17 protein-coding genes are annotated in these 20,439 nt (G+C 30.0%); all 17 read right to left on the bottom strand.

Annotated elements, in window-relative coordinates:
• Positions 1-38: 38 nt before the first annotated feature.
• Complete coding sequence (ftsH, locus tag BCB68_RS07640; RefSeq protein ID WP_094080235.1) at positions 39-2,354, bottom strand: ATP-dependent zinc metalloprotease FtsH; 2,316 nt, start codon at positions 2,352-2,354, stop codon at positions 39-41.
• A complete protein-coding gene (gene tilS, locus BCB68_RS07635) occupies positions 2,327-3,727 on the bottom strand; it encodes a tRNA lysidine(34) synthetase TilS (RefSeq protein ID WP_094080234.1) in 1,401 nt (466 codons plus the stop codon). The genes ftsH and tilS overlap by 28 nt, the downstream gene beginning before the upstream one ends.
• Before the next feature lie 56 nt (positions 3,728-3,783).
• Positions 3,784-4,731 (bottom strand): endolytic transglycosylase MltG, encoded by a 948-nt coding sequence (gene mltG, locus BCB68_RS07630; protein WP_094080233.1) that lies wholly within the window; start codon positions 4,729-4,731, stop codon positions 3,784-3,786.
• Positions 4,732-4,867: 136 nt separating this feature from the next.
• Positions 4,868-5,875 carry a hypothetical protein gene (locus BCB68_RS07625; protein ID WP_094080232.1) on the bottom strand — a complete coding sequence of 336 codons (1,008 nt, stop codon included), beginning with the start codon at positions 5,873-5,875 and terminating at the stop codon, positions 4,868-4,870.
• Positions 5,876-6,022: 147 nt separating this feature from the next.
• Entirely contained in the window at positions 6,023-7,285 is a 1,263-nt protein-coding gene (purD, locus tag BCB68_RS07620; RefSeq protein WP_094080231.1) for a phosphoribosylamine--glycine ligase, read from the bottom strand.
• Between the two features lie 97 nt (positions 7,286-7,382).
• A complete protein-coding gene (locus BCB68_RS07615; protein WP_094080230.1) occupies positions 7,383-7,745 on the bottom strand; it encodes a PH domain-containing protein in 363 nt (120 codons plus the stop codon).
• 12 nt (positions 7,746-7,757) lie between these two features.
• Complete coding sequence (locus BCB68_RS07610) at positions 7,758-8,534, bottom strand: nucleotidyltransferase domain-containing protein (RefSeq protein ID WP_094080229.1); 777 nt, start codon at positions 8,532-8,534, stop codon at positions 7,758-7,760.
• 140 nt (positions 8,535-8,674) lie between these two features.
• The gene (purH, locus tag BCB68_RS07605) at positions 8,675-10,198 is read right to left on the bottom strand and encodes a bifunctional phosphoribosylaminoimidazolecarboxamide formyltransferase/IMP cyclohydrolase (RefSeq protein ID WP_094080228.1); all 1,524 of its coding nucleotides are present in this window, start codon (positions 10,196-10,198) and stop codon (positions 8,675-8,677) included.
• Positions 10,199-10,268: 70 nt separating this feature from the next.
• Positions 10,269-10,817 carry a hypothetical protein gene (locus BCB68_RS07600; protein WP_094080227.1) on the bottom strand — a complete coding sequence of 183 codons (549 nt, stop codon included), beginning with the start codon at positions 10,815-10,817 and terminating at the stop codon, positions 10,269-10,271.
• A 290-nt stretch (positions 10,818-11,107) separates the two neighbouring features.
• Positions 11,108-11,263, bottom strand: a complete 156-nt coding sequence (locus tag BCB68_RS10640) for a hypothetical protein (protein ID WP_172826467.1) — start codon at positions 11,261-11,263, stop codon at positions 11,108-11,110.
• Between the two features lie 27 nt (positions 11,264-11,290).
• Positions 11,291-11,884 (bottom strand): phosphoribosylglycinamide formyltransferase, encoded by a 594-nt coding sequence (gene purN / locus BCB68_RS07595; RefSeq protein WP_094080800.1) that lies wholly within the window; start codon positions 11,882-11,884, stop codon positions 11,291-11,293.
• A 40-nt stretch (positions 11,885-11,924) separates the two neighbouring features.
• The gene (purM, locus tag BCB68_RS07590; RefSeq protein ID WP_094080226.1) at positions 11,925-12,923 is read right to left on the bottom strand and encodes a phosphoribosylformylglycinamidine cyclo-ligase; all 999 of its coding nucleotides are present in this window, start codon (positions 12,921-12,923) and stop codon (positions 11,925-11,927) included.
• Positions 12,924-12,956: 33 nt separating this feature from the next.
• Entirely contained in the window at positions 12,957-13,244 is a 288-nt protein-coding gene (locus BCB68_RS07585) for a YciI family protein (RefSeq protein WP_094080225.1), read from the bottom strand.
• A 24-nt stretch (positions 13,245-13,268) separates the two neighbouring features.
• Positions 13,269-14,720, bottom strand: a complete 1,452-nt coding sequence (gene purF, locus BCB68_RS07580; RefSeq protein WP_094080224.1) for an amidophosphoribosyltransferase — start codon at positions 14,718-14,720, stop codon at positions 13,269-13,271.
• Between the two features lie 178 nt (positions 14,721-14,898).
• The gene (purC, locus tag BCB68_RS07575; RefSeq protein ID WP_094080223.1) at positions 14,899-15,618 is read right to left on the bottom strand and encodes a phosphoribosylaminoimidazolesuccinocarboxamide synthase; all 720 of its coding nucleotides are present in this window, start codon (positions 15,616-15,618) and stop codon (positions 14,899-14,901) included.
• A gap of 160 nt (positions 15,619-15,778) precedes the next feature.
• Positions 15,779-16,258: a 5-(carboxyamino)imidazole ribonucleotide mutase gene (gene purE / locus BCB68_RS07570; RefSeq protein WP_094080222.1), complete on the bottom strand. Its 480-nt coding sequence runs from the start codon at positions 16,256-16,258 to the stop codon at positions 15,779-15,781.
• A 20-nt stretch (positions 16,259-16,278) separates the two neighbouring features.
• A complete protein-coding gene (locus BCB68_RS07565) occupies positions 16,279-20,091 on the bottom strand; it encodes a phosphoribosylformylglycinamidine synthase (protein ID WP_094080221.1) in 3,813 nt (1,270 codons plus the stop codon).
• Between the last annotated feature and the right edge of the window lie 348 nt (positions 20,092-20,439).

Below are 20,439 nucleotides of genomic sequence, written 5' to 3'. Positions count from 1 at the left end.
TAACATTACGTCATCTTTCCATTTTTTTTAATGCTTAATTATTCCATAAAACTTGGCAATTTAAAATTATTTTTTTTCTTTTTTCCATTTGAAAAACTATCATCATTGTCTTTTTTAGAACTTCCAAAATCATCAGTTTCATCATCGCCACTATCATTATTTTCATCTTCATTCTGTTTCTCATCTTCAGCATTATCTTTCTGGTTGTCCTTTTCGTCGTCGTCATTATTATCTTCATCTCTAGTAAAAAAATCATCTTTTCTCAATTTTTCTTCCAAAGTTTCGCCATCGTTTGTCAACTCTTTTACAGTTTCCTCAAGTTTTTCAATTTCAGATTTTTCTTTCGATTCTCCAAATTTAGCATCAAAATCATCTTCTAAATTTTTTTCATCTACAACCAAAGTTTCTTCTTTATCTTCTTTTTTATTTCCAAATTCTTTTTCTAAAATTTCCTCAAAAGTTTCACCTTTGATAATTCTTCTAACTTCATCTCCAGTAATTGTTTCTTTTTTAAGAAGAAGTTGAGCGACACCTTCCAATATATGCATATTTTCTTGTAATGTATTAAATGTATTCAAATATTCATTCATCAAAATTTTTCTAACTTCCAAATCAATTTCTCTCATTGTTTCATCACTTTTATTTGTCATAAATGCAAATTCATCATCTGGATTTTCAAGATTTATAGGTCCAAATTTTTTGCTCATTCCAACGCTTTCCACATACATTCTGGCAACTCTTGTAGCTCTTTTGATATCCGAATAAGCACCTGTGCTTACATCATCCAGTACAAGTTCTTCTGCAGCTCTTCCACCAAATAAAACTTTTATTTCCGCAAGTAATTCCTTACTTGAAGTAACCAATTTTTCCTCTGGAAGCGGCATCATAAATCCTCCAGCTTCACCTCTTGGAATAATTGTCACTTTGTGAACTGGATCCGCTCCATCAGTTAGTTCTGTCATCACAGCATGTCCTGCTTCGTGATATGCAAGTAATTTTTTCTCTTCAGGTTTTATTATTTTTCCTTTTTGACCAAGTCCCATTCCAATTTTATCCACAGCTTCATCTAAATCTGCCATTGTAATTGTGTCAGTAGCACGACGAGCCGCTAAAATTGCTGCCTCATTTAATAAGTTTGCTAAATCTGCTCCAACAAATCCAGGAGTTATTTTTGCAATATCTTCTAAATTTACATCACTAGCCAATTTTTTATTTTTTGAATGAACTTTTAAAATTGCAATTCTTCCTTGTAAATCAGGTGCATCAACTGTAATTCTTCTATCAAATCTTCCCGCTCTTAAAAGTGCAGAATCTAGTACATCTTCACGGTTTGTTGCAGCAAGTACAATTACTTTTGTATCTGTATCAAATCCATCCATTTCAACTAACAACTGATTTAATGTCTGTTCTCTTTCATCGTTGCTTCCACTATTTTTTCCCGCACTTCTTTTTCGTCCGATTGCATCAATTTCATCTATAAAAATTATTGATGGACTAGATTCTTTTGCTTTTTCAAACAAATCTCTCACACGAGAAGCTCCAACTCCGACAAACATTTCCACAAATTCCGAACCCGAAATGCTAAAAAACGAAGCTCCAGATTCCCCAGCAACAGCTTTTGCAAGTAATGTCTTTCCAGTTCCAGGTCTTCCAAGTAAAAGCACACCTTTTGGAACTCTAGCTCCAGCTTTTGTATATTTGTCAGGATTTTTCAAAAAATCGACAACTTCTTTTAATTCCTCTTTGGCACCGTCAACTCCTGCAACATCTTCAAATTTTACATCAGGTTTTTTGTCAATTTTATTCACACGAGATTTTCCAAATCCAAAAATATTTCCAGGTCCACCTTGACCACCACCGCTCATCTTTTTAGCCAAATAAACCATAAGTCCAATCATTATAATAAGCGGAAGTGCATTTAAAAGTATTGCTAAAAAGTATCCGCCACCTGATGGAGGCATTGAATTCAATTTTACATTTTTTGCTTCAACAGCGTTAATTATTTGCGGCTCATTCCCCACACGATCAGTAATTTTTTTAGTATAAAAAAGAATATCTTTTCCAGTAACTCTACCTTTTGCAACCAATTTGTCATCTTTTTCATCAATTTCCTTAAATTCTCCTCTTCTAGTTCTGTCTAAAAATTCAGAATACGATACATTTTTCTTTTCTTGGAAATAACTTTGAATATCTCTTTGAAACAAAAATGTAAATAAAGACAGTAAAACTACAAGTAAAACAAATAAAAAACCAGAAAACGGCGAATTTTCATTCCCTTGCTTATTTTTTCTGTTGTTGTCTTTTCTCAATTCTTCCAATCTTTTCTTTATGTCATTTTTATCTCTGTCTGCCATTTCTTCCTCCCAATTACTAATATTTTATTACTATTTTTAAAATTTTTTATATCAGTTTTAAAAATTTTTTTTACAAATTTTGAAAATTTTATATCTGAAATTGTTAAAATAATATTTTCTTTCTTTTCATCTTCAAAAACCAATTCTACAATTGGAACAAACTCTCTCTCACTTTTCGATATTTTTTTATCTATTAAAATTTTTTTTATTTTTTTTTGACCTAAATTTCTAAGCCAAATTCTGTCGCCATTTTCCCTGTTCCTTACAATTATTTTACTTTTATCACTCACAAAATTGTCTTCAAAAATAAGAAATGTGTACTTAAAATCCTTTTTTTCAACAAAAAAATTATCAAATTCCAATATATTTTCAAAAAAACTTATTGTCTTGGAATTATACCACTCTATACTTTGATTTTTCTTTATAATTTCAAATTTCTTTTGATTTTTTAAATTTTTTTCTTCATTTTCAACAATTTTATAGCCAAAATAATTTTTTTTCAAAATTTTATTTTTTCCCAAATTAAATTCTTTTTCTCCATCATTTTTTAAATTTCCAAAATTATCAAAAAGAGAATAAAAAATTTGGTCAATTTTTTTTCTTGAAATTTCCACATCATTTTCGTTCAAAAATTTGACGAACTCATCTTTTTTTTTATTTTTTACATTAATTTTGCCAAATTTATTTTCCCGCTCATTGATTTCCAAAATCAAGTCATTCACTTTATTTTTAAAATTTTTATTTATTTTTGAAAACATTGGAAAAACTTCATTCCTTATGTAATTTCTTGAATAGTTGCTCTCATTATTTGTATAATCAACTATATAATTTTGGTCAATTTTTTTCAAATAATTTAAAATCTCTATTTTTTCAAATTGTAAAATCGGTCTTATAATATTTTCTCTTTTGGCAGGAATCCCTTTTAACCCCTTTACCGAAGTCCCTCTTAAAAGTCTAAAAACAAGTGTTTCCACATTGTCGTCCAAATTGTGTCCAGTTGCAATTTTGTCAAAATTTAACTCTTTTAATTTTTCATTCAAAACTTTGTATCGCAACTCTCTTGCACCGAGTTCAACTGATTTTTTATTTTTCTTACAATATTCCAAAACATCCAGATTTTCAATAAAAATTTTAACTTTATTTTCTTTGGAAAAATTTTCTACAAATTCTAAATCATTTTCTACATCATCTCGCAAATTGTGATTTACATAAATCAAAGAAATTTTAAGCTCATATTCTTTTTTTAAAAAACTTAATAAAAAAAATAAAAATACAGAATCAGGTCCACCTGAAAAAGCGATTAAAATTTTATCTCCTTTTTTTATTAACTCACTTTTTCTCAAATCTCTTATCTTTTCTTTGAAATTATTCATTTATTTTTTTCCAACTTTCACTTTTTGATTTCTTTTTTTATTTTTTTATCTTTTTCTTATTTCATTTGCCCACTTTCTTTTCTTTTTTGTAGATGTTCTTCATGAGTTTTAGAATAATAGGTTTTTCCGTCATGTGTGAAAAAGAATAAATTGTCAGTTATTTCAGCGTTTTCAACTGCTTCAAAAGTTTCGTATGGCGGATTTCCAATTGGAGTTGGCGGAAGTCCAGAAAATCTATAAGAGTTGTAGGGCGACATATTTGCCTTTAATTCACCACTTTTAGCCTGTCTTCGCAAGACATATTTTAGGGTTGCGTCAGATTCCAATCTCATTCCAATTTGAAGTCGTTTTAAAAATATTCCAGCAACCTTTGGCTTATCTTCCCTATCCGAAACTTCTGCTTCAACTATTGAAGCCAATTTCAGATTGTCATAAAATTTTTGTTTATCTGGATATTTTTCAGGCGGGAATCTTCTAAGAAATTCTTTTAATACAGTTTCTAAGACTTCTTTAGTTGTAACAGTTTCCGCAAAAATATATGTTTCTGGATAAAAGTATCCTTCAAAATTGTTATCTTTATGTGGATATGGAAACTTTATTTCCGCAAGATTTTTTTTGATTTCTTCTTCTGTTCCAAGTCCAAGTGCATTCATTCTCTCAAAAACTTGTTTTGAAGTAAACCCTTCAGGAATAGTAAGCCTTATACCACTAATTTCACTTCTTTTAATTTTTCTTATAACTTCATATTTGGAAAGTTTTCCATCAAAACGATAAACACCTATTTTTAAATTATTTCTTCCACTTAACTTTAAATATATTCTATCTAAAATACCGTAATTTAACTTTAAATTTTTATAAATTTGACTAAAAGTAGTACCTCTTTTTACATCAATATTTACATTTTTGTATTCTCTTTTTGAAACAAAAAAACTGTAAAAAAATATTAAAAACAGAAATAACAATATAGACAAAAATATATTAAAAAGTTTTATTGTATTTTTCATATTTTTTTCTCCTATTTCATTAAATTTTATTTTCTTAAAATTTTTCATAATTTATTTATAAAAAAACAAAAATTTATTATTTATCTAAAAAATTTTTTTAATAAATATTTATAAATATTTTTAATTTAGCAAGAAATTATTTTTTTATTTCACTTCCATCTTTTATTTCAATAGCTTTCACTCCATCCAACTTATTATTTGGATCTTTCGGATTTTTTTTAAGATCCTTTCGCTCTTTTTCTTTTGCCTTCCAATACCCTTTTGTGTCAATTTGAAAAACACTTGATGGATCTTTTTTTAACTGCTCTTCCAACTGACTTGTTCTTTGTCTTAGCGCCTCTTTTTTTCTATTTTCTTCAGTCTGTTCCAAGCCAAATATTTTTGTATCATAATAAACATTTATTAAATCATTCCTGCTTTGCAAAAAATCTTCAAACTCATTCAATTCCTCCCCTTCAAGCGAAATTTTATTATTATTCGGATAGCGGGATAAGACTCGAGTTACTCCGTCAGCAAATTCTATAATCATATATCTGTAATTTTTATCAAAAAATAAAATTTGATTTTGAAAATGTTTAAAATATTTTTTTTCAATATCTAAATAAACATTTCCTTTTGCTTCTTCAATCCAAGCCCTCTTTATATCCTCTGACCAAATATTACTTTGAGGATCCAAATAGCTTTTAGACAATCTATAGCCATCTTGTTCCTGTTTAAAGTTATAAGTTATATTTTGAAAATCTTTTTCTTGCGGATCACTTGTCTTTATCACATACCAAGCACCATAACTTTTCTCAACTTTAAATTTCAGTAGTGGATTGACCTTCAAATCAATTTTTTTTATAAATTTTTCCAATCTATTCAATTTATCCGATTTTTCCTTTTTTATATCCTCTTCATCTTCCCGAATCTGATCTAAGTAAATAAGCTCCCCATCTTCAGGCTCACGATTCAAATCATCATCAGGATAATTTTCATCATCATTATCATTTTTTCTGTAATTTTCATCTCTATTAATTATAATATCAACATCTATGACACCATCCTTAAAATTTTGCTTGTCGATTTCGGACTTTTGTTTCGGTATTGTTATCGTTGAAATTATAAAAAACAAAAGTAATTTATATATTTTATTTTTTTTCAAGATATTCACCTTTTTATTTCAATTTTTATTAATTATAGCATATATTTTTAATTTTTGATAGAAAAAAAGTTTTTATACAGATAAATAAAAAATCCCATAACTACTTTATAGCAAAAATAAAATAGTTCAGGGACTTTTATAATTTTTTTATTTCACATTTCCAATATCTTTTCTAAAATACATTCCATCAAATTTAATTTTTGATAATAATTTATAAGCATTTTTTCTAGCTTCATCCAATGTTTTTCCAAATGCAACTGCATTTAAAACTCTTCCACCATTAGTTTTGAATTTCCCGTCTTCAAATTTTGCTCCTGCGATAAATACCAATTCATCATCTGAAGCATTTTCAATTCCAGTTATCACATCACCTTTTTTATAACTTTCAGGATAACCTTTTGCTGCTCCTACGACACAGCAAGAATGAAGTGGTTTCCAAGAAACTTTTAATTCTGATAATTTTTTGTCAAATGAGTATTCCACCAATTCCAATAAATCGTTTTCCAAAAGCGGCAAAACCGCCTGAGTTTCAGGATCTCCTAATCTCATGTTGTATTCCAGCAAATAAACACCTTTTTTCGTAATCATAAGTCCAAAGAAAATTACTCCTTCAAAATCCATTTCTTCCGCTTGAATACCTTTTAAAGTCGGATTCATAATGTCGTTTTTAAAACTTTCAAAAACTTCATTAGTCACATAAGGATTTGGACTTATAACCCCCATACCACCTGTATTTAATCCAGTTTCATTTTCTCCTATTTTTTTGTGGTCTTTCGCCGATAAAAGTGGCACGATAACTTTACTATCTGTAAACGATAAAATTGACGCTTCCACTCCGTCCAAAAATTCTTCGATTACAACTTGATTTCCCGCACTTCCAAATTTTTCGTCAACCATTATATCTTCAACAGCTTTAATTGCTTCATCGTGATTTTGAGCGATAATAACACCTTTTCCAGCTGCAAGTCCACTCGCTTTTACAACTACCGGGAAATCGCTCCAATTATTTAAAAACTCTTTTGCTTTGTTGGCATCGTCAAAAATCTCATAAACCGCTGTTTTTATTCCATATTTTTTCATAAAATCTTTTGAAAATGCTTTACTTCCTTCAAGAATTGCCGCTTTTTTGTCAGGACCAAATATTTTTAATCTATTTTTTCTAAATTCATCAACAATCCCAGCTACTAATAATTCTTCGCTTCCAACAAATGTCAAATCAATTTTATTATTTTTTGCAAATTTTACATATTCTTCAATATTGTTTGACAAATTCACATTTTCAGCTTTTTCCAATAACTCCGCTCCCGCATTTCCAGGTGCAATAAATATTTTTTCAACTTTTTCATTTTGTGAAATTTTCCAAGCAATTGCGTGTTCTCTTCCACCTGCTCCTACAATCAGTACTTTCATTAAAGCCTCCTAAACTTTTTTTATTTTTTCATATTTACTTTTTTATATTTATATTTTAAATTTTTTTAATAAATTTATAAATTTTAAGCAATTTTTTTTATAGAATATAACTTGCGAGTAAATAATCTATTTTTTTTACATCTATATCTGCTCCAAGTTTTATTTTAAATTTTCCAATTCTTGTCCAAAGCACAACTTCAGAATTAAAATCTACAATTTTCCCAGCATTCTCAATTGACCACATAATTATTGATTTATATGGCAATGAAAAAATTTCAGATTTATGTCCAGTTATTCCTTGTTTATCTTTTACAATTAATCTTTTATTCGTAAATACCGCTAAATCCCGTATTGTTTTATACACAACCGTGGCACTTTCGCCATCCACCAAAATATTTTCTATATCTTTTGAAACTTTACACTCTCTAAAAAATGTCCATTCCAACACTTTTAATTCCATTTTTGCTCCCGCCTATTTTAAAATCTCTTTTAATTCTCTCACAATTTCTTGTACATAAAAATTTACATTTTCATTATTGACGGCAATATTTTTTAATAAATTTTCTATATTTTGAGAAAAATTTTTCGGTAATTTTTTACATTTTTTCAAAGAAATTTCCACAAGTCTTTTTTCTCCTGGATGAGTTAATTCATTTAATGCAAAAATAATATCAAAATATGAAGCCAAAAATTCTGTTATTCTATGATTTATACTCACAACATCAGCTCTTCCAGTAGCCTTTTTTATTTGACCCTTATACGCTGGAAGAGCATCAGACAATAAATTCATATTTCGTAAAATTATATTTTCTTTCAACTTTTTAGGATAATCTATGCTGTACTGTTTTTGATATTTTTCAAGCTTTTTGTTTTTGTCAAAAAGAATTTTACAATTTATCAGATTATGCCACATACAAGTTGTATATCCGTTATGAGAATTACATTTATCGACTACATAAGAAATTCCATTTATAAAATCGTCTAGTTTTCGGTAAACCACATCGAATTCCACTCCGTTATTCAAAACTCCATTATCTTCATATTCCCAATAATGATTGCCAATTTCAATTTTTGAACAGACTTCCAAATAAATTTCTTTACGCTCTTTTTCAGGTATCATTTCGTTGTAATAAACATAGATATCATAGTCCGACTTTTCATCAAAATTTTCTCCCGCTCTTGAACCTCCAAGCGCTATTGCTTCTACTCTTTCGTCATTTTTAAATTTTTCTAAAATTTTTTCTATCATTTTTTAAACTCCTAGTTTCTTTATTTTTAAGATTAAATTATTTTATAAATGATTTGACTAATTTAGAAAATAACATTGGTTTTTAATATATTAAAGCTATGCAGAGAAACTAAACTTTTTTAATCTCCCTGCATAAAAAATTAATGTTTAAAATGTCTAATTCCAGTAAATACCATTGTTATTCCATGTTCATTACAAGCGTCAATTGATTCTTTATCTCTAATTGAACCACCAGGTTGTACAATTGCTTTGATTCCTGTTTTTGCAGCTGTGTCTACGCAATCTCTGAATGGGAAGAAAGCGTCTGATGCTAATACTGCTCCTGTCAAGTCTTTTCCGACTTTTTCTTGAGCGTGCTGTAATGCATGTTCTGTTGACCAAATTCTGTTAGTTTGACCAGTTCCCACACCGATTGCCATTCCGTCTTTAACGACTACAATTGCATTTGATTTTACATATTTTACAACTTTCATTCCTAATTCCATATCAGCTTTTTCTTTTTCAGTAGGCTGTTTTTCAGTAACAACATTCATTTCATCAATCATCTTGTTATTTGTTCCTTGAACCAAAATTCCGCCGTCAACTTTTACATAATCGAATTTATCTTGAGGTTTTGGAGTTTTACATTCGATAACTCTCAAGTTTTTCTTAGTTTTCAAGATTTCCAACGCTTCATCTGTAAATGAAGGTGCAATTACGATTTCCAAGAAGATTTTTTTCAATTCTTCGGCAGTTTCTTTATTAACTTCTCTGTTAAGTGCCACAATTCCACCAAAAATTGATACTGGATCACAATCGTGAGCTTTTTTGTACGCTGTGAAAATATCATCTGCAACAGCCACACCACAAGGAGTTGAGTGTTTTATCGCACAAGCTGCCGGACCATCAAATTCTCCAACCACTTTCCAAGCGATGTCCATATCCCTAATATTGTTAAATGACAATTCTTTTCCGTTCAATTGCTTAATATCTTTCATGCTTCCATTTTCAGTAGTTGAAACATAGTAAGCTGAAGATTGATGAGGATTTTCCCCATATCTCAAGTCAAATTTTTTCTCATAAGAAACATTCAAATATTTTGGATAATCTTCTTCTAACAAGAACGCAGAAATTGCCGCATCATAAGCCGATGTCAAGTTAAATACTTTCCCAGCCAATCTTTTTTTAGTTTCATAAGAAACTTCTCCATCTTTTTCCATTTCTTCCATGACTACTGAATAATCTTCAGTTTCACAAATAACTGTTACATCTTTAAATGATTTTGCAGCTGAACGAAGCATTGTAGGTCCACCTATATCAATAAATTCGATTTTTTCGTCAAAAGTTTTGTCCGTCTGAACTTCTCTAAAGAACGGATAAAGATTAACAACAACAAAATCAATTGGTTCAATCCCTTCAGCCTTTATTGTTTCCATATGCTCCTTATTATCTCTAATCGCCAAAATTCCACCATGAATATTCGGATGCAAAGTTTTTACTCTCCCATCCAGCATTTCTTTAAAATTTGTAACTTCTGAAACATCAATTACAGAAAGGCCATTTTCCTTCAAATATCTGTAAGTCCCTCCTGTCGAAATAATTTCCACACCTTTTTTATCTAAAAACTGTGCAAATTCTAAAATTCCCGTTTTATCAAAAGCGCTTATTAATGCTCTTTTTTTCATTTTTTTGTTTTTCCTTTCTTAAAAATAAAATTTCTAATCTCCTATCCTATTTAACATCTGTATCTAAAATTTACTTTTTCACATTGTCATGTTTTTGCATAAAAAGTGTTGCCACACATTCATTCTTATTGTATTTTACGCCTCCGATTTCCACTTCTCCTGTCACATCTTTCAAGTCAGAATATTGATTATATTCCCAGCCGTTTTTATTTGTCTGCTCCAAAATTTTAGCATTCTTTTGATACGACAACTCAATCACTTCAACTTTACCTCTGTATCTGTATTTTTTTAATACCTGTAAAATTTGAACCATTGTATTTTCTTCGTTTTGCTCTATCAAAAAAGTTAATTTATTAGGAAGAGTTTTATTCATTTTCCAAATTTCTTCAATCAATTTTTCTGCAAATTTCTTATCGTCACTTTTGTATCTAAAAGAAAGCATATCCCCTAATGAAAGGGCCTTTGTCAATATTCCACTTTGCTCCACAGCTCTTGTAATCGGATTTTTAAAATTATCATCCATTACAGTTATGACTACTTTAGGCATATAAACTTTTTTTTCCTTTGAAAAAGATAAAATTCCTAACATTAATAACAATAATAGTATTATTTTTTTCATTTCTGCTCCTTTAATTATTTTATTTCCCTAGTTTATATTACAAATTGATAAATTGATACTAAACCCCATTAGAAACTAGAAGTTTTAATTCCTAGCTAAATAATATGTAATTCAAAATTTATTAAACATTCGCTATTTAAATGAGGAATAGTATCAAATAAATTATTTTCCATTTTTATCCTTTAACTTTTTCTGAATAAATTTTACCATCAAAAATCCAGTCAATCCTCCCACAATCATCGCAATTATCACTAATACCTCTTCCAAATTATTGTTCACCTCCAAATCTTCTAAAATTCATCATCTAATTTTTCTTCTTCTAATTTGTCTTTACTTTCAATTTTTCCTATTTTTCTAATAAATAAAAATATTATTCCTATTCCAACAGCTCCTCCAATAATCATCAAAAGATATGTTACTATTGCCAAAAAATCTTCTAAATCCATATTTAGCTCATTCCTTTACTTTTAAAATTATTCTCCTAGTAACTTCTTAATCCCTTCAATCAATAAAACATGTTCCTTCTCAAGCACTCTCTTCTGCAAAACTTCCGGCGTGTCATCACTAAGCACAGGCACCTTTATCTGCAAAATAATTTCTCCTGTGTCAACTCCTGTATCAACAAAATGAATTGTGCAACCACTTTCAGTTTCTTTTGCTTCGATAACTGCTCTATGGACATTCATTCCATACATTCCTTTTCCACCAAATTTTGGAAGTAATGACGGATGAATATTTATAATTTTTCTTGACCATTTTTTTATAAATTCTGGCGATAAAATCGACAAATATCCTGCTAATACGATATAATCTGTCTTTTCGTCATCATTTTCAAGCACACTGCTAATTTTGTCAGACAATTTTTCTTTTAATACTTTTCTGTCAAGCAAAATATTTTTTATGCCATGTTTTTCTGCTCTTTCCAATCCATGACACTTTCTATCTGCAATTACATAAGAAATTTCACAATTCAAGTTTCCACACTCAATGTTATCAATGATTGACTGTAAGTTTGATCCTCCACCAGAAACTAAAACTGCTATTCTTTTTTTATTTTTATTAGACATTTTTTCACTCTCTTTAAATTTATTTTTATCATCTTTATTTTTAATATAAATTAATTTTTTCGTCACCTTTAACAATAGTTCCTAATTCATAGGCTTCTTCTCCATTTTCAGCTAAAATATCAATAACTGTTTGAGCATCATTTTTATTTACGATAACAACAAATCCAACTCCCATGTTGAATGTTCCCCACATTTCTTCTTCTGGAACTCTTGAGAATGTTTCGTGTTTAAACAACGGATGAACTTTTACTTTCGCTTTTTCGATGTTTGCACAAAATCCGTCTGGTATAGTTCTTGGAACATTTTCAATAAGTCCTCCACCAGTTATGTGAGCCATTCCGTTCACTTGCACTTTTTCCATAACTTTTTGAATTGGTTTTACATAAATTTTTGTTGGTGTCAATAAATGTTCTCCAATTGTTTTTCCATTGAATTCTTCGTTAAAATTAGTGAATAATTTTCTTAACAATGAGAATCCATTACTGTGAGCTCCACTTGAAGGAATTGCAACAATTACATCTCCTTCTTGAACTTTACTTCCATTAACCATTTTTTCTTCTTCAACTACACCAACTGCAAATCCAGCAATGTCATATTCTCCGTCTGCATAAAATCCTGGCATTTCAGCAGTTTCTCCACCTACTAAAGCTGAATCTCCTTGAAGACAACCTTCTACAACACCTTTAATTATTTCAGAAGAAACATTTGAGTCCAATTTTCCACAAGCTAGGTAATCTAAGAAAAATAATGGTTGTGCTCCGTGACACAAAATATCATTTACACACATCGCAACACAGTCAATTCCAACTGTATCATATTTATTTGTTTCAAATGCAACTTTTAATTTTGTTCCAACTCCATCAGTTCCAGACACTAAAATTGGTTTTTTGTATTCTCCTAATTTGTATAAAGCTCCAAAACTTCCCAATTCGTTCATAACATTTTTGTTGTAAGTTGCTTTTACTCTTTCTTTTATTTTTGCAACACTTCTGTATCCTTCTTCTTTATCTACTCCTGAATCTTTATAAGAAATTGACATTCTTTATCCTCCTGTTTTAAATTAAATCTCTATTTATTTTACAAAATTTGCAAAATCTTCTGCATATTTTGTAGGGAAAAATTCTGTAATTTCATATTCCGCAATTCTATTTATATTAAACGGATCTTCTGAAATTATTTTCTTAACTTCTTCCAAATTTTCTGCATTTAGCAAAATTACACCGCCTGTTCTAGGATTTTTTCTTCCTGAACAAATAAACTTTCCCATTCCATAATATTTTTCCAAAAATTTTATATGTTCTTCTAAATATTTTTCAACTTCACCTACTGCTTTTACATAATTTAAACTCACTATATACACTTTTTCTCCTTATTTTTCAATTCTTTATTTCTTCAATTCTTTCAAAGCCTCTTTTTGAATCGGTGTCAACAAAGCGTAAAATTCTTCCTCATAATCTCCTAATCCAGCTGGATAATCTCCATTAAAGCATTCCATGCAAAGTCCAGTATATGGTGCATCAAAATTAAGTCCAATCGAATCAATTAATCCGTCAATAGTCAAGAAAGCCAATGAATCTGCACCAATGTACTCTCTCACTTCTTCAACAGTTTTATTTGCTGAAATTAATTCCGATGAATTCGATGCATCAATTCCATAAAAAATAGGAAACTTAAATTCTGGCGAGGCAATTCTTACATGAACTTCTTTTGCTCCAGCCTCTTTCAATAACTGAACGATACGGCTTGAAGTTGTTCCACGAACTATTGAATCATCAATCATAACGACAACTTTGTCTTTTACAACACCTTTTACAGCAGAAAGTTTCATTCTAACACCTTGTTCTCTCAATTCCTGAGTTGGCTGAATAAATGTTCTTGCTACATACTGGTTTTTGATTAATCCCATTTCATAAGGTTTTCCGCTCTCTTCTGCATAACCACTTGCTGCCGACAATGAAGAATTTGGAACTCCGATTATAATATCTGCATTTTCAACAGGTGCTTCCTGTGCCAATCTTCTTCCGCATCTTTTACGAGCCGAATGTACATTTACTCCTGAAATATCCGAATCAGGTCTTGCAAAATACACATATTCCATCGCCGCAATCGCAGTTGAAGTATTGTCAGTATATTTTTCAATTTTATATCCATCTTTATCAATGATTACAACTTCTCCAGATCTAATATTTCTAACAAATTCTGCTCCGACAATTTCCAACGCACAAGTTTCACTTGCCAAAATATACGCTCCATTTTTTGTTTTCCCTAAAATTAAAGGACGAAATTCAAAAGGGTCAACTGCGCCGTATAATTCTTTTTGAGTTTGAACTAAGAAAGAAAATCCACCTTTTACTTGTCTTAACGCATCTTTCAATTGGCTCAGAAAATCTTTTTCTTTACTTCTTCTAATCAAATGAACCAACACTTCTGTATCTGATGTAGAATGAAAAATCGCACCATGCTCTTCCAATTCTCTTTTTAACGTTTTCGCATTAATCAAATTTCCATTGTGTGCCAAAGCGATGCTTCCATCAAAAAATTGAAATAGGAATGGCTGAATATTACGACCGCTGCTGCTTCCAGAAGTCGCATATCTAACATGTCCAATAGCGCTGTTCCCTTCCAATCTATTAAATATCCTGTCATCATTAAACACTTCTGACACAAGTCCAGGCCCACGATGACCATTTACACGAACTCCATCACTTACCACAATTCCCGCCGCTTCCTGTCCTCTGTGCTGTAAACTGTGAAGTCCATAATAAGTAAGTCTTGCTGCATTAGGATGTCCAAAAACTCCAAATACTCCGCATTCCTCATTCAAACTCTTAATCATTTTGTTAGTTTCCTCCATTTTTTATCATAAACTATTCTAGCTTATAATTTTATCAATATTTTTACCATAAAAATTACTTTTTAATTTATTTTACGACAAGGAGTTAATACCCCTTGCCGATTTAAAACTTATAAAAAATTTTTTATTTAGATATGAACCATAAATTGATTTTAAAAATTTATTCTGCCAATGCTTTTTCTAAACGTCTTAAAACTTCACGATATGCACCCATTACATCTCCCAAATCTTGTCTAAATCTATCTTTATCCAATTTTTTAAGTGTATCTTTATCCCAAAGTCTCATTGAATCTGGACTAATTTCATCTGCAAGTAAAATATTTCCATCTTTATCTCTTCCAAACTCAACTTTATAATCCACCAAAATCAAGTTCATTTTGTCAAACAATTTAGACAACAAATCATTAATCAAGAAAGTTTGTTCTTTAATCTTAGCTAGTTCTTCTTCAGTAACTAATTCCAACGCCAAAGCATGATCATCATTTAGCAACGGATCTCCCAAATCATCATTTTTGTAAGATAATTCAAAAGTAGGTCTTTTAAAGATTTTTCCTTCTTCAGCCGCATATCTTTTTACAAAACTTCCAGTTGCTCTATTTCTAATAATTACTTCCAAAGGCACAATTTCCACTTTTTTACAAAGTTGTTCCCTTTCATTCAAAGTTTTAATCCAGTGAGTTTTTACACCATGTTTAATCAAATATCCATAAAGTAATGTAGAAATTTTATTATTCAAAATCCCTTTATCTTCCAGTTGATCTTTTTTAACTCCATTAAATGCAGTTGCATCATCTTTAAAATACATAATTATTTCATCCGCATTATCTGTTGCAAAAATTGATTTTGCTTTTCCTTCGTAAATTTTTTCTCTTTTTTCCATTTTTATTTCCTCCATTTTTTTATTTTTAAATCATATCAAATAAATATTATATTGTTCAATAACTTGAATTTTTTTTATTTCCACAAGGGGTCAATACCCCTTGCTTCAAATATTTTTTTATTCATAGATGCATATAACTTCCAAATAAGTCTATTATAAATTATAATTCAACTTTCTTCTCATTATCAGCAATAAATTTAGCTTTCATTTGTTTTCTAAATGTAACCAATTTTTCTCTAATTTCAGGATATTTTACCGCAAGAATTTGCACAGCTAGCATTCCTGAATTGTATGAATTATTAATTCCAACAGTTGCCACTGGAATAGATTTTGGCATTTGAACAATCGAATAAAGTGCATCCAATCCTTCAAGTGCTCCATTTAAAGGAACTCCAACTACTGGCAGTATGGTTTTTGAAGCAATAACTCCAGGTAAATGTGCCGCAAGTCCAGCTCCAGCAATAATCACTTCTGCACCTCTTTTTTCTACATCAGCTAAAACTTCTTCCAATTTTTCAGGAACTCTATGAGCCGACAATACATAAGCCTCAAACTCAATTCCAAATTCTCTCAAGCAATTTGCTGCACCTCTCATTTTGTCAGTATCTGACTGACTTCCAAAAAATATTGCTACTTTCATTTTTTATTTTCTCCTTTTCTCTATTTAAAAAATTTAATTCCATTTCTAAAAATATTCTGCTCTTTATTTCCATAAATATTTTTGTAAACATTCTTTCCTTTTCTTTCAGAATGTCCCATTTTACCAAAGATTCTACCATTATAAGCTAACATTCCTTCAATTGCGTAATAAGAACCATTTGGATTAAATTGCGAATCCATTGTAACTTTTCCATTCAAATCCACATATTTTGTTGCAATCTGGTTATTTTCAAACAATTTAATGTACTCATTCTCAGTTATAACAAGTCTTCCTTCCCCGTGAGAAATCGCCACAGAATGAATATCTCCTACTTCCATATCTGATAACCAAGGCGAATTATTTGTCATAAGTTGAGTTTGAACGATTTTAGACATATGTTTTCCTATTGTATTAAATGTTAATGTTGGCGAATCTTCATTTAATTCTCTGATTTCTCCATATGGCAGTAATCCTGATTTAATCAACGCTTGGAATCCATTACAAATTCCTAAAATCAACCCGTCTCTCTTCAGTAAATTTTCCACCGCTTCTTTAACTTTTTTATTTTTTAACACAGCTACCATAAATTTCGCCGATCCATCTGGTTCATCTCCCGCACTAAATCCACCAGGCAACATCAATATTTGAGAATTATTTATCTCTTTAACAAAAGTATCTATTGAATTCAAAATATTTTTATGTGTCAAGTTATTGAACACTCCAATTTTTGATAGTCCTCCTTCTCGGTTAAAAGCTCTCTCCAAGTCATATTCTGAGTTTGTTCCAGGAAATACTGGTATAAATACTCTTGGTTTTGCATAATTATTTGCGATATTGCTTATCACATTTTCATGCTCAATTCTCTTCAATTTTTCATAAATCAATCCGCAAGAAACTTTTTTATTTTTAATTTCTTTTTTAGTTGGGAACACTTTTTCAAGCGGTTTTTCCCATTCAGCAATCAATTCATCCAAATCCATCACTGTGTCATTATTTATAACAATTTTCGCTTCTTCAGTAACTTTTCCTAACAATGTAGCATTTTTATAATCAATCTTTTCAGGAGTTTCAATTATAAATGCTCCATAATTAACTTTAAACCATTCATTTTCTGCATTTTCTGCAAAGTTTACATTTACACCTAACTTGTTACCAAATGTCATTTTTGCTATGCTTTCAGCAATTCCACCATTTTTAACAGCTACTGACGCAACAATTTTCTTATCTTTAATATTTTTTTCGATGAAATCAAAGTTTTCTTTCAATTCTTTCAAGTCTGGCAAGTCATTTTCATCTAATTTAGTCGTAATCAAGTAAATATTATCTCCTGCTTTTTTAAATTCACTCGAAACAACATCTTCAGCATTTACAACACTTACAGCAAACGAAACTAATGTTGGCGGAACTGAAATATCATTAAATGTTCCACTCATTGAGTCCTTTCCACCAATTGACGACAATCCAAAAGATTTTTGAATGTGTAACGCTCCTAATAACGCTGATAATGGTCTTCCCCATTTTTTAGCCTCATTTCCTAATCTTTCAAAATATTCTTGGAATGTAAATCTTACATTTTTGTAATTTCCTCCAGCTGCCACAACTTTAGCTAAAGATTCAATTACCGCATAAGCTCCTCCGTGGAATGGAACTTGTTTTGCAATGTAAGGATTGTATCCATATCCAACCATTGATGCAACATCTGTTTCAGCGTTCATTACCGATACTTTTTGCACGGAAACTTCAGCTGGTGTCAATTGATATTTCCCACCAAACGGCATTAATACTGTACTTGCTCCAATTGTCGAATCAAAAGTTTCAACCAATCCTCTTTGAGAAGCTACATTCAAGTCTTTCAAGTTATTAACAAATTTTTCTTTAAATGTATTTCCAGCAATTTTTCTATCCAACACCAATTTATCAGAATTTTCAATTTCAATATTGATATTTGAAGACGCTCCATTTGTATTCAAAAAATCTCTTGAAATGTCAACAATTGTTTCTCCATTGTAAGTCATAACCAATCTGTTAGAATCATTGATTTCAGCAACTTTGTAAGCCTCCAAGTTTTCTTCAGTCGCATATTCAACGAATTTATCTAAATCTTCTTTTCTAATTACAACAGCCATTCTTTCCTGTGATTCAGAAATCGCCAATTCAGTTCCAGTAAGTCCAATATATTTAACTCTAATTTCATTCAAGTCAATTACCAGTCCATCAGCCAATTCTCCAATCGCAACTGAAACTCCTCCAGCTCCAAAATCATTACATTTTTTAATCAATGTCGTAACATTTTTATTTCTAAATAATCTTTGGATTTTTCTTTCAGTAACTGCATTTCCTTTTTGAACTTCAGCACTTGATTTTTCTGATGATTCTGTAGTATGTTCTTTAGACGAGCCAGTAGCTCCACCAATTCCATCTCTTCCTGTTCTTCCACCTAAAAGTACTACGATATCTCCCGCTTCAGGTTTTTCACGAATAATATTTTCAGCTGGTGCAGCTCCTACAACAAGTCCCAATTCCATTCTTTTCGCTTTATAACCTTCATCATAAATTTCATTTACATGAGTTGTCGCAAGTCCAATTTGGTTTCCATAAGATGAAAATCCATGTGCAGCAGTTTTTGTAATAACTTTTTGAGGTAATTTACCTTTTATCGTATCTTCAATTCTTTCAGTTGGATCCCCAGCTCCACTTATTCTAACCGCTTGATAAATGAAAGTTCTTCCTGATAACGGGTCTCTAATTGCTCCCCCAATACAAGTTGCAGCTCCTCCAAATGGTTCAATTTCTGTAGGATGGTTATGAGTTTCATTTTTAAATTGTAAAATCCATTTTTCTTCAGTTACTTCTGCTTTTCCATCTTCATTAATTCTTTCCACAGGAACATCAATGTAAATTGAACAAGCATTAATTTCATCAGAAACTTCTAAATCTGGAAGTGACCCATTTTTTCTCTGCTCTTTCCCAAAAACAGTCGCCAAATCCATTAAAGTCATCGGTCTTTTAGCTTCTCTTTCCTCATAAACATATTTTCTACTTTCAACATATTCATTTATTGCTTTATTAAACAAATCTCTGTAAACTTTATTCTCAACTTTTATATCATCAATAATTGTTTCAAAAGTTGTATGTCTACAGTGGTCTGACCAGTAAGTGTCAAGCACTCTTATTTCAGTTTCTGTCGGATTTCTCTTTTCTTCATTTTTAAAATATTCTTGAATAAACAGTAAGTCTTTTGCAGTCATTGCTAATTCTAAATCATTTCTCATTTTAACAATTTCTTCTTTGTTTTTTTTGATAAATCCATCATAAACAATGACTTTATCTTTATTTGGTAATTCAACATTTTCAGACAAGATATCTAAATTTTTTTCTCTGGCTTCTACATTATTTATACAATGTTTTTTTATTTTATTTAACTCTTCTGAAGAAATGTTGCCATATAAAACTATTAATTTTCCACTTTTTACATTGATGTTATTATCTTGGTCAATCAGTAAATTTATACATTGAATTGCAGAATCTGCCCTTTGATCGTATTGCCCTGGCAAAAATTCAACAGAAAAGTACACTTCTTTTGAATTTTTATTTTTATGCGCCCCTAAACTCTCTTCCAATGATTTGTAAACATTGTCAATATTTATTTCTGAAAATACAGTTTTTTCTAATTTTTGCAAATCATTTTTACCTAAATTAAAAATATCATAAATGTTTAAAACTCTCACATCCAAAAGTCCAGCAAGTCCGATATTTTCTTTTAAATCACTAAATAAATTTTGTGCTTCCACTCTAAAATCTTCTTTTTTTTCAACAAAGATTCTGTAATTCATTTTTTTCTCTCCTTTTGTTTAAATACAATTTTTAAAATTTTTTTACAAAAAAAATCCAAGCAAACAAAAATGCTCAGATTTTAGTATATATTTTCTCCATAACAAAGTAGACAATGTAATAATTTGTCTGACAATAAAATTTATCTTAGTTGTTGCCCTTTTGATAAAAAAATTATTTTTCATCTTTTCCTCCAAATAAAACTAATTTTAAGTATTTTACCAAAGATAAAAATTTTTGGATAAAAATTATTATGGATTTCTTTTTTTGCAAAAAAACTTATATATAAAAAGTATAACAAAAATTTTGGTATTTTTCAAGAAAAAAAAACTTTAGAGAATCTGATTATT

Source organism: Leptotrichia sp. oral taxon 498 (assembly GCF_002240055.1).
In the GTDB taxonomy this organism is placed as follows: Bacteria; Fusobacteriota; Fusobacteriia; order Fusobacteriales; family Leptotrichiaceae; genus Leptotrichia; species Leptotrichia rugosa.
Note: the sequence above shows the minus strand (reverse complement) of the source record. Positions and strands in the feature narration are given on the sequence as shown.

Bases quoted from the DNA above. Each gene is read 5' to 3' on its own strand.
- ftsH (WP_094080235.1), bottom strand. From the start codon at position 2,354: ATGGCAGACAGAGATAAAAATGACATAAAGAAAAGATTGGAAGAATTG.
- tilS (WP_094080234.1), bottom strand. From the start codon at position 3,727: ATGAATAATTTCAAAGAAAAGATAAGAGATTTGAGAAAAAGTGAGTTA.
- mltG (WP_094080233.1), bottom strand. From the start codon at position 4,731: ATGAAAAATACAATAAAACTTTTTAATATATTTTTGTCTATATTGTTA.
- purD (WP_094080231.1), bottom strand. From the start codon at position 7,285: ATGAAAGTACTGATTGTAGGAGCAGGTGGAAGAGAACACGCAATTGCT.
- BCB68_RS07615 (WP_094080230.1), bottom strand. From the start codon at position 7,745: ATGGAATTAAAAGTGTTGGAATGGACATTTTTTAGAGAGTGTAAAGTT.
- BCB68_RS07610 (WP_094080229.1), bottom strand. From the start codon at position 8,534: ATGATAGAAAAAATTTTAGAAAAATTTAAAAATGACGAAAGAGTAGAA.
- purH (WP_094080228.1), bottom strand. From the start codon at position 10,198: ATGAAAAAAAGAGCATTAATAAGCGCTTTTGATAAAACGGGAATTTTA.
- BCB68_RS07600 (WP_094080227.1), bottom strand. From the start codon at position 10,817: ATGAAAAAAATAATACTATTATTGTTATTAATGTTAGGAATTTTATCT.
- BCB68_RS10640 (WP_172826467.1), bottom strand. From the start codon at position 11,263: ATGGATTTAGAAGATTTTTTGGCAATAGTAACATATCTTTTGATGATT.
- purN (WP_094080800.1), bottom strand. From the start codon at position 11,884: ATGTCTAATAAAAATAAAAAAAGAATAGCAGTTTTAGTTTCTGGTGGA.
- purM (WP_094080226.1), bottom strand. From the start codon at position 12,923: ATGTCAATTTCTTATAAAGATTCAGGAGTAGATAAAGAAGAAGGATAC.
- purF (WP_094080224.1), bottom strand. From the start codon at position 14,720: ATGATTAAGAGTTTGAATGAGGAATGCGGAGTATTTGGAGTTTTTGGA.
- purC (WP_094080223.1), bottom strand. From the start codon at position 15,618: ATGGAAAAAAGAGAAAAAATTTACGAAGGAAAAGCAAAATCAATTTTT.
- purE (WP_094080222.1), bottom strand. From the start codon at position 16,258: ATGAAAGTAGCAATATTTTTTGGAAGTCAGTCAGATACTGACAAAATG.
- BCB68_RS07565 (WP_094080221.1), bottom strand. From the start codon at position 20,091: ATGAATTACAGAATCTTTGTTGAAAAAAAAGAAGATTTTAGAGTGGAA.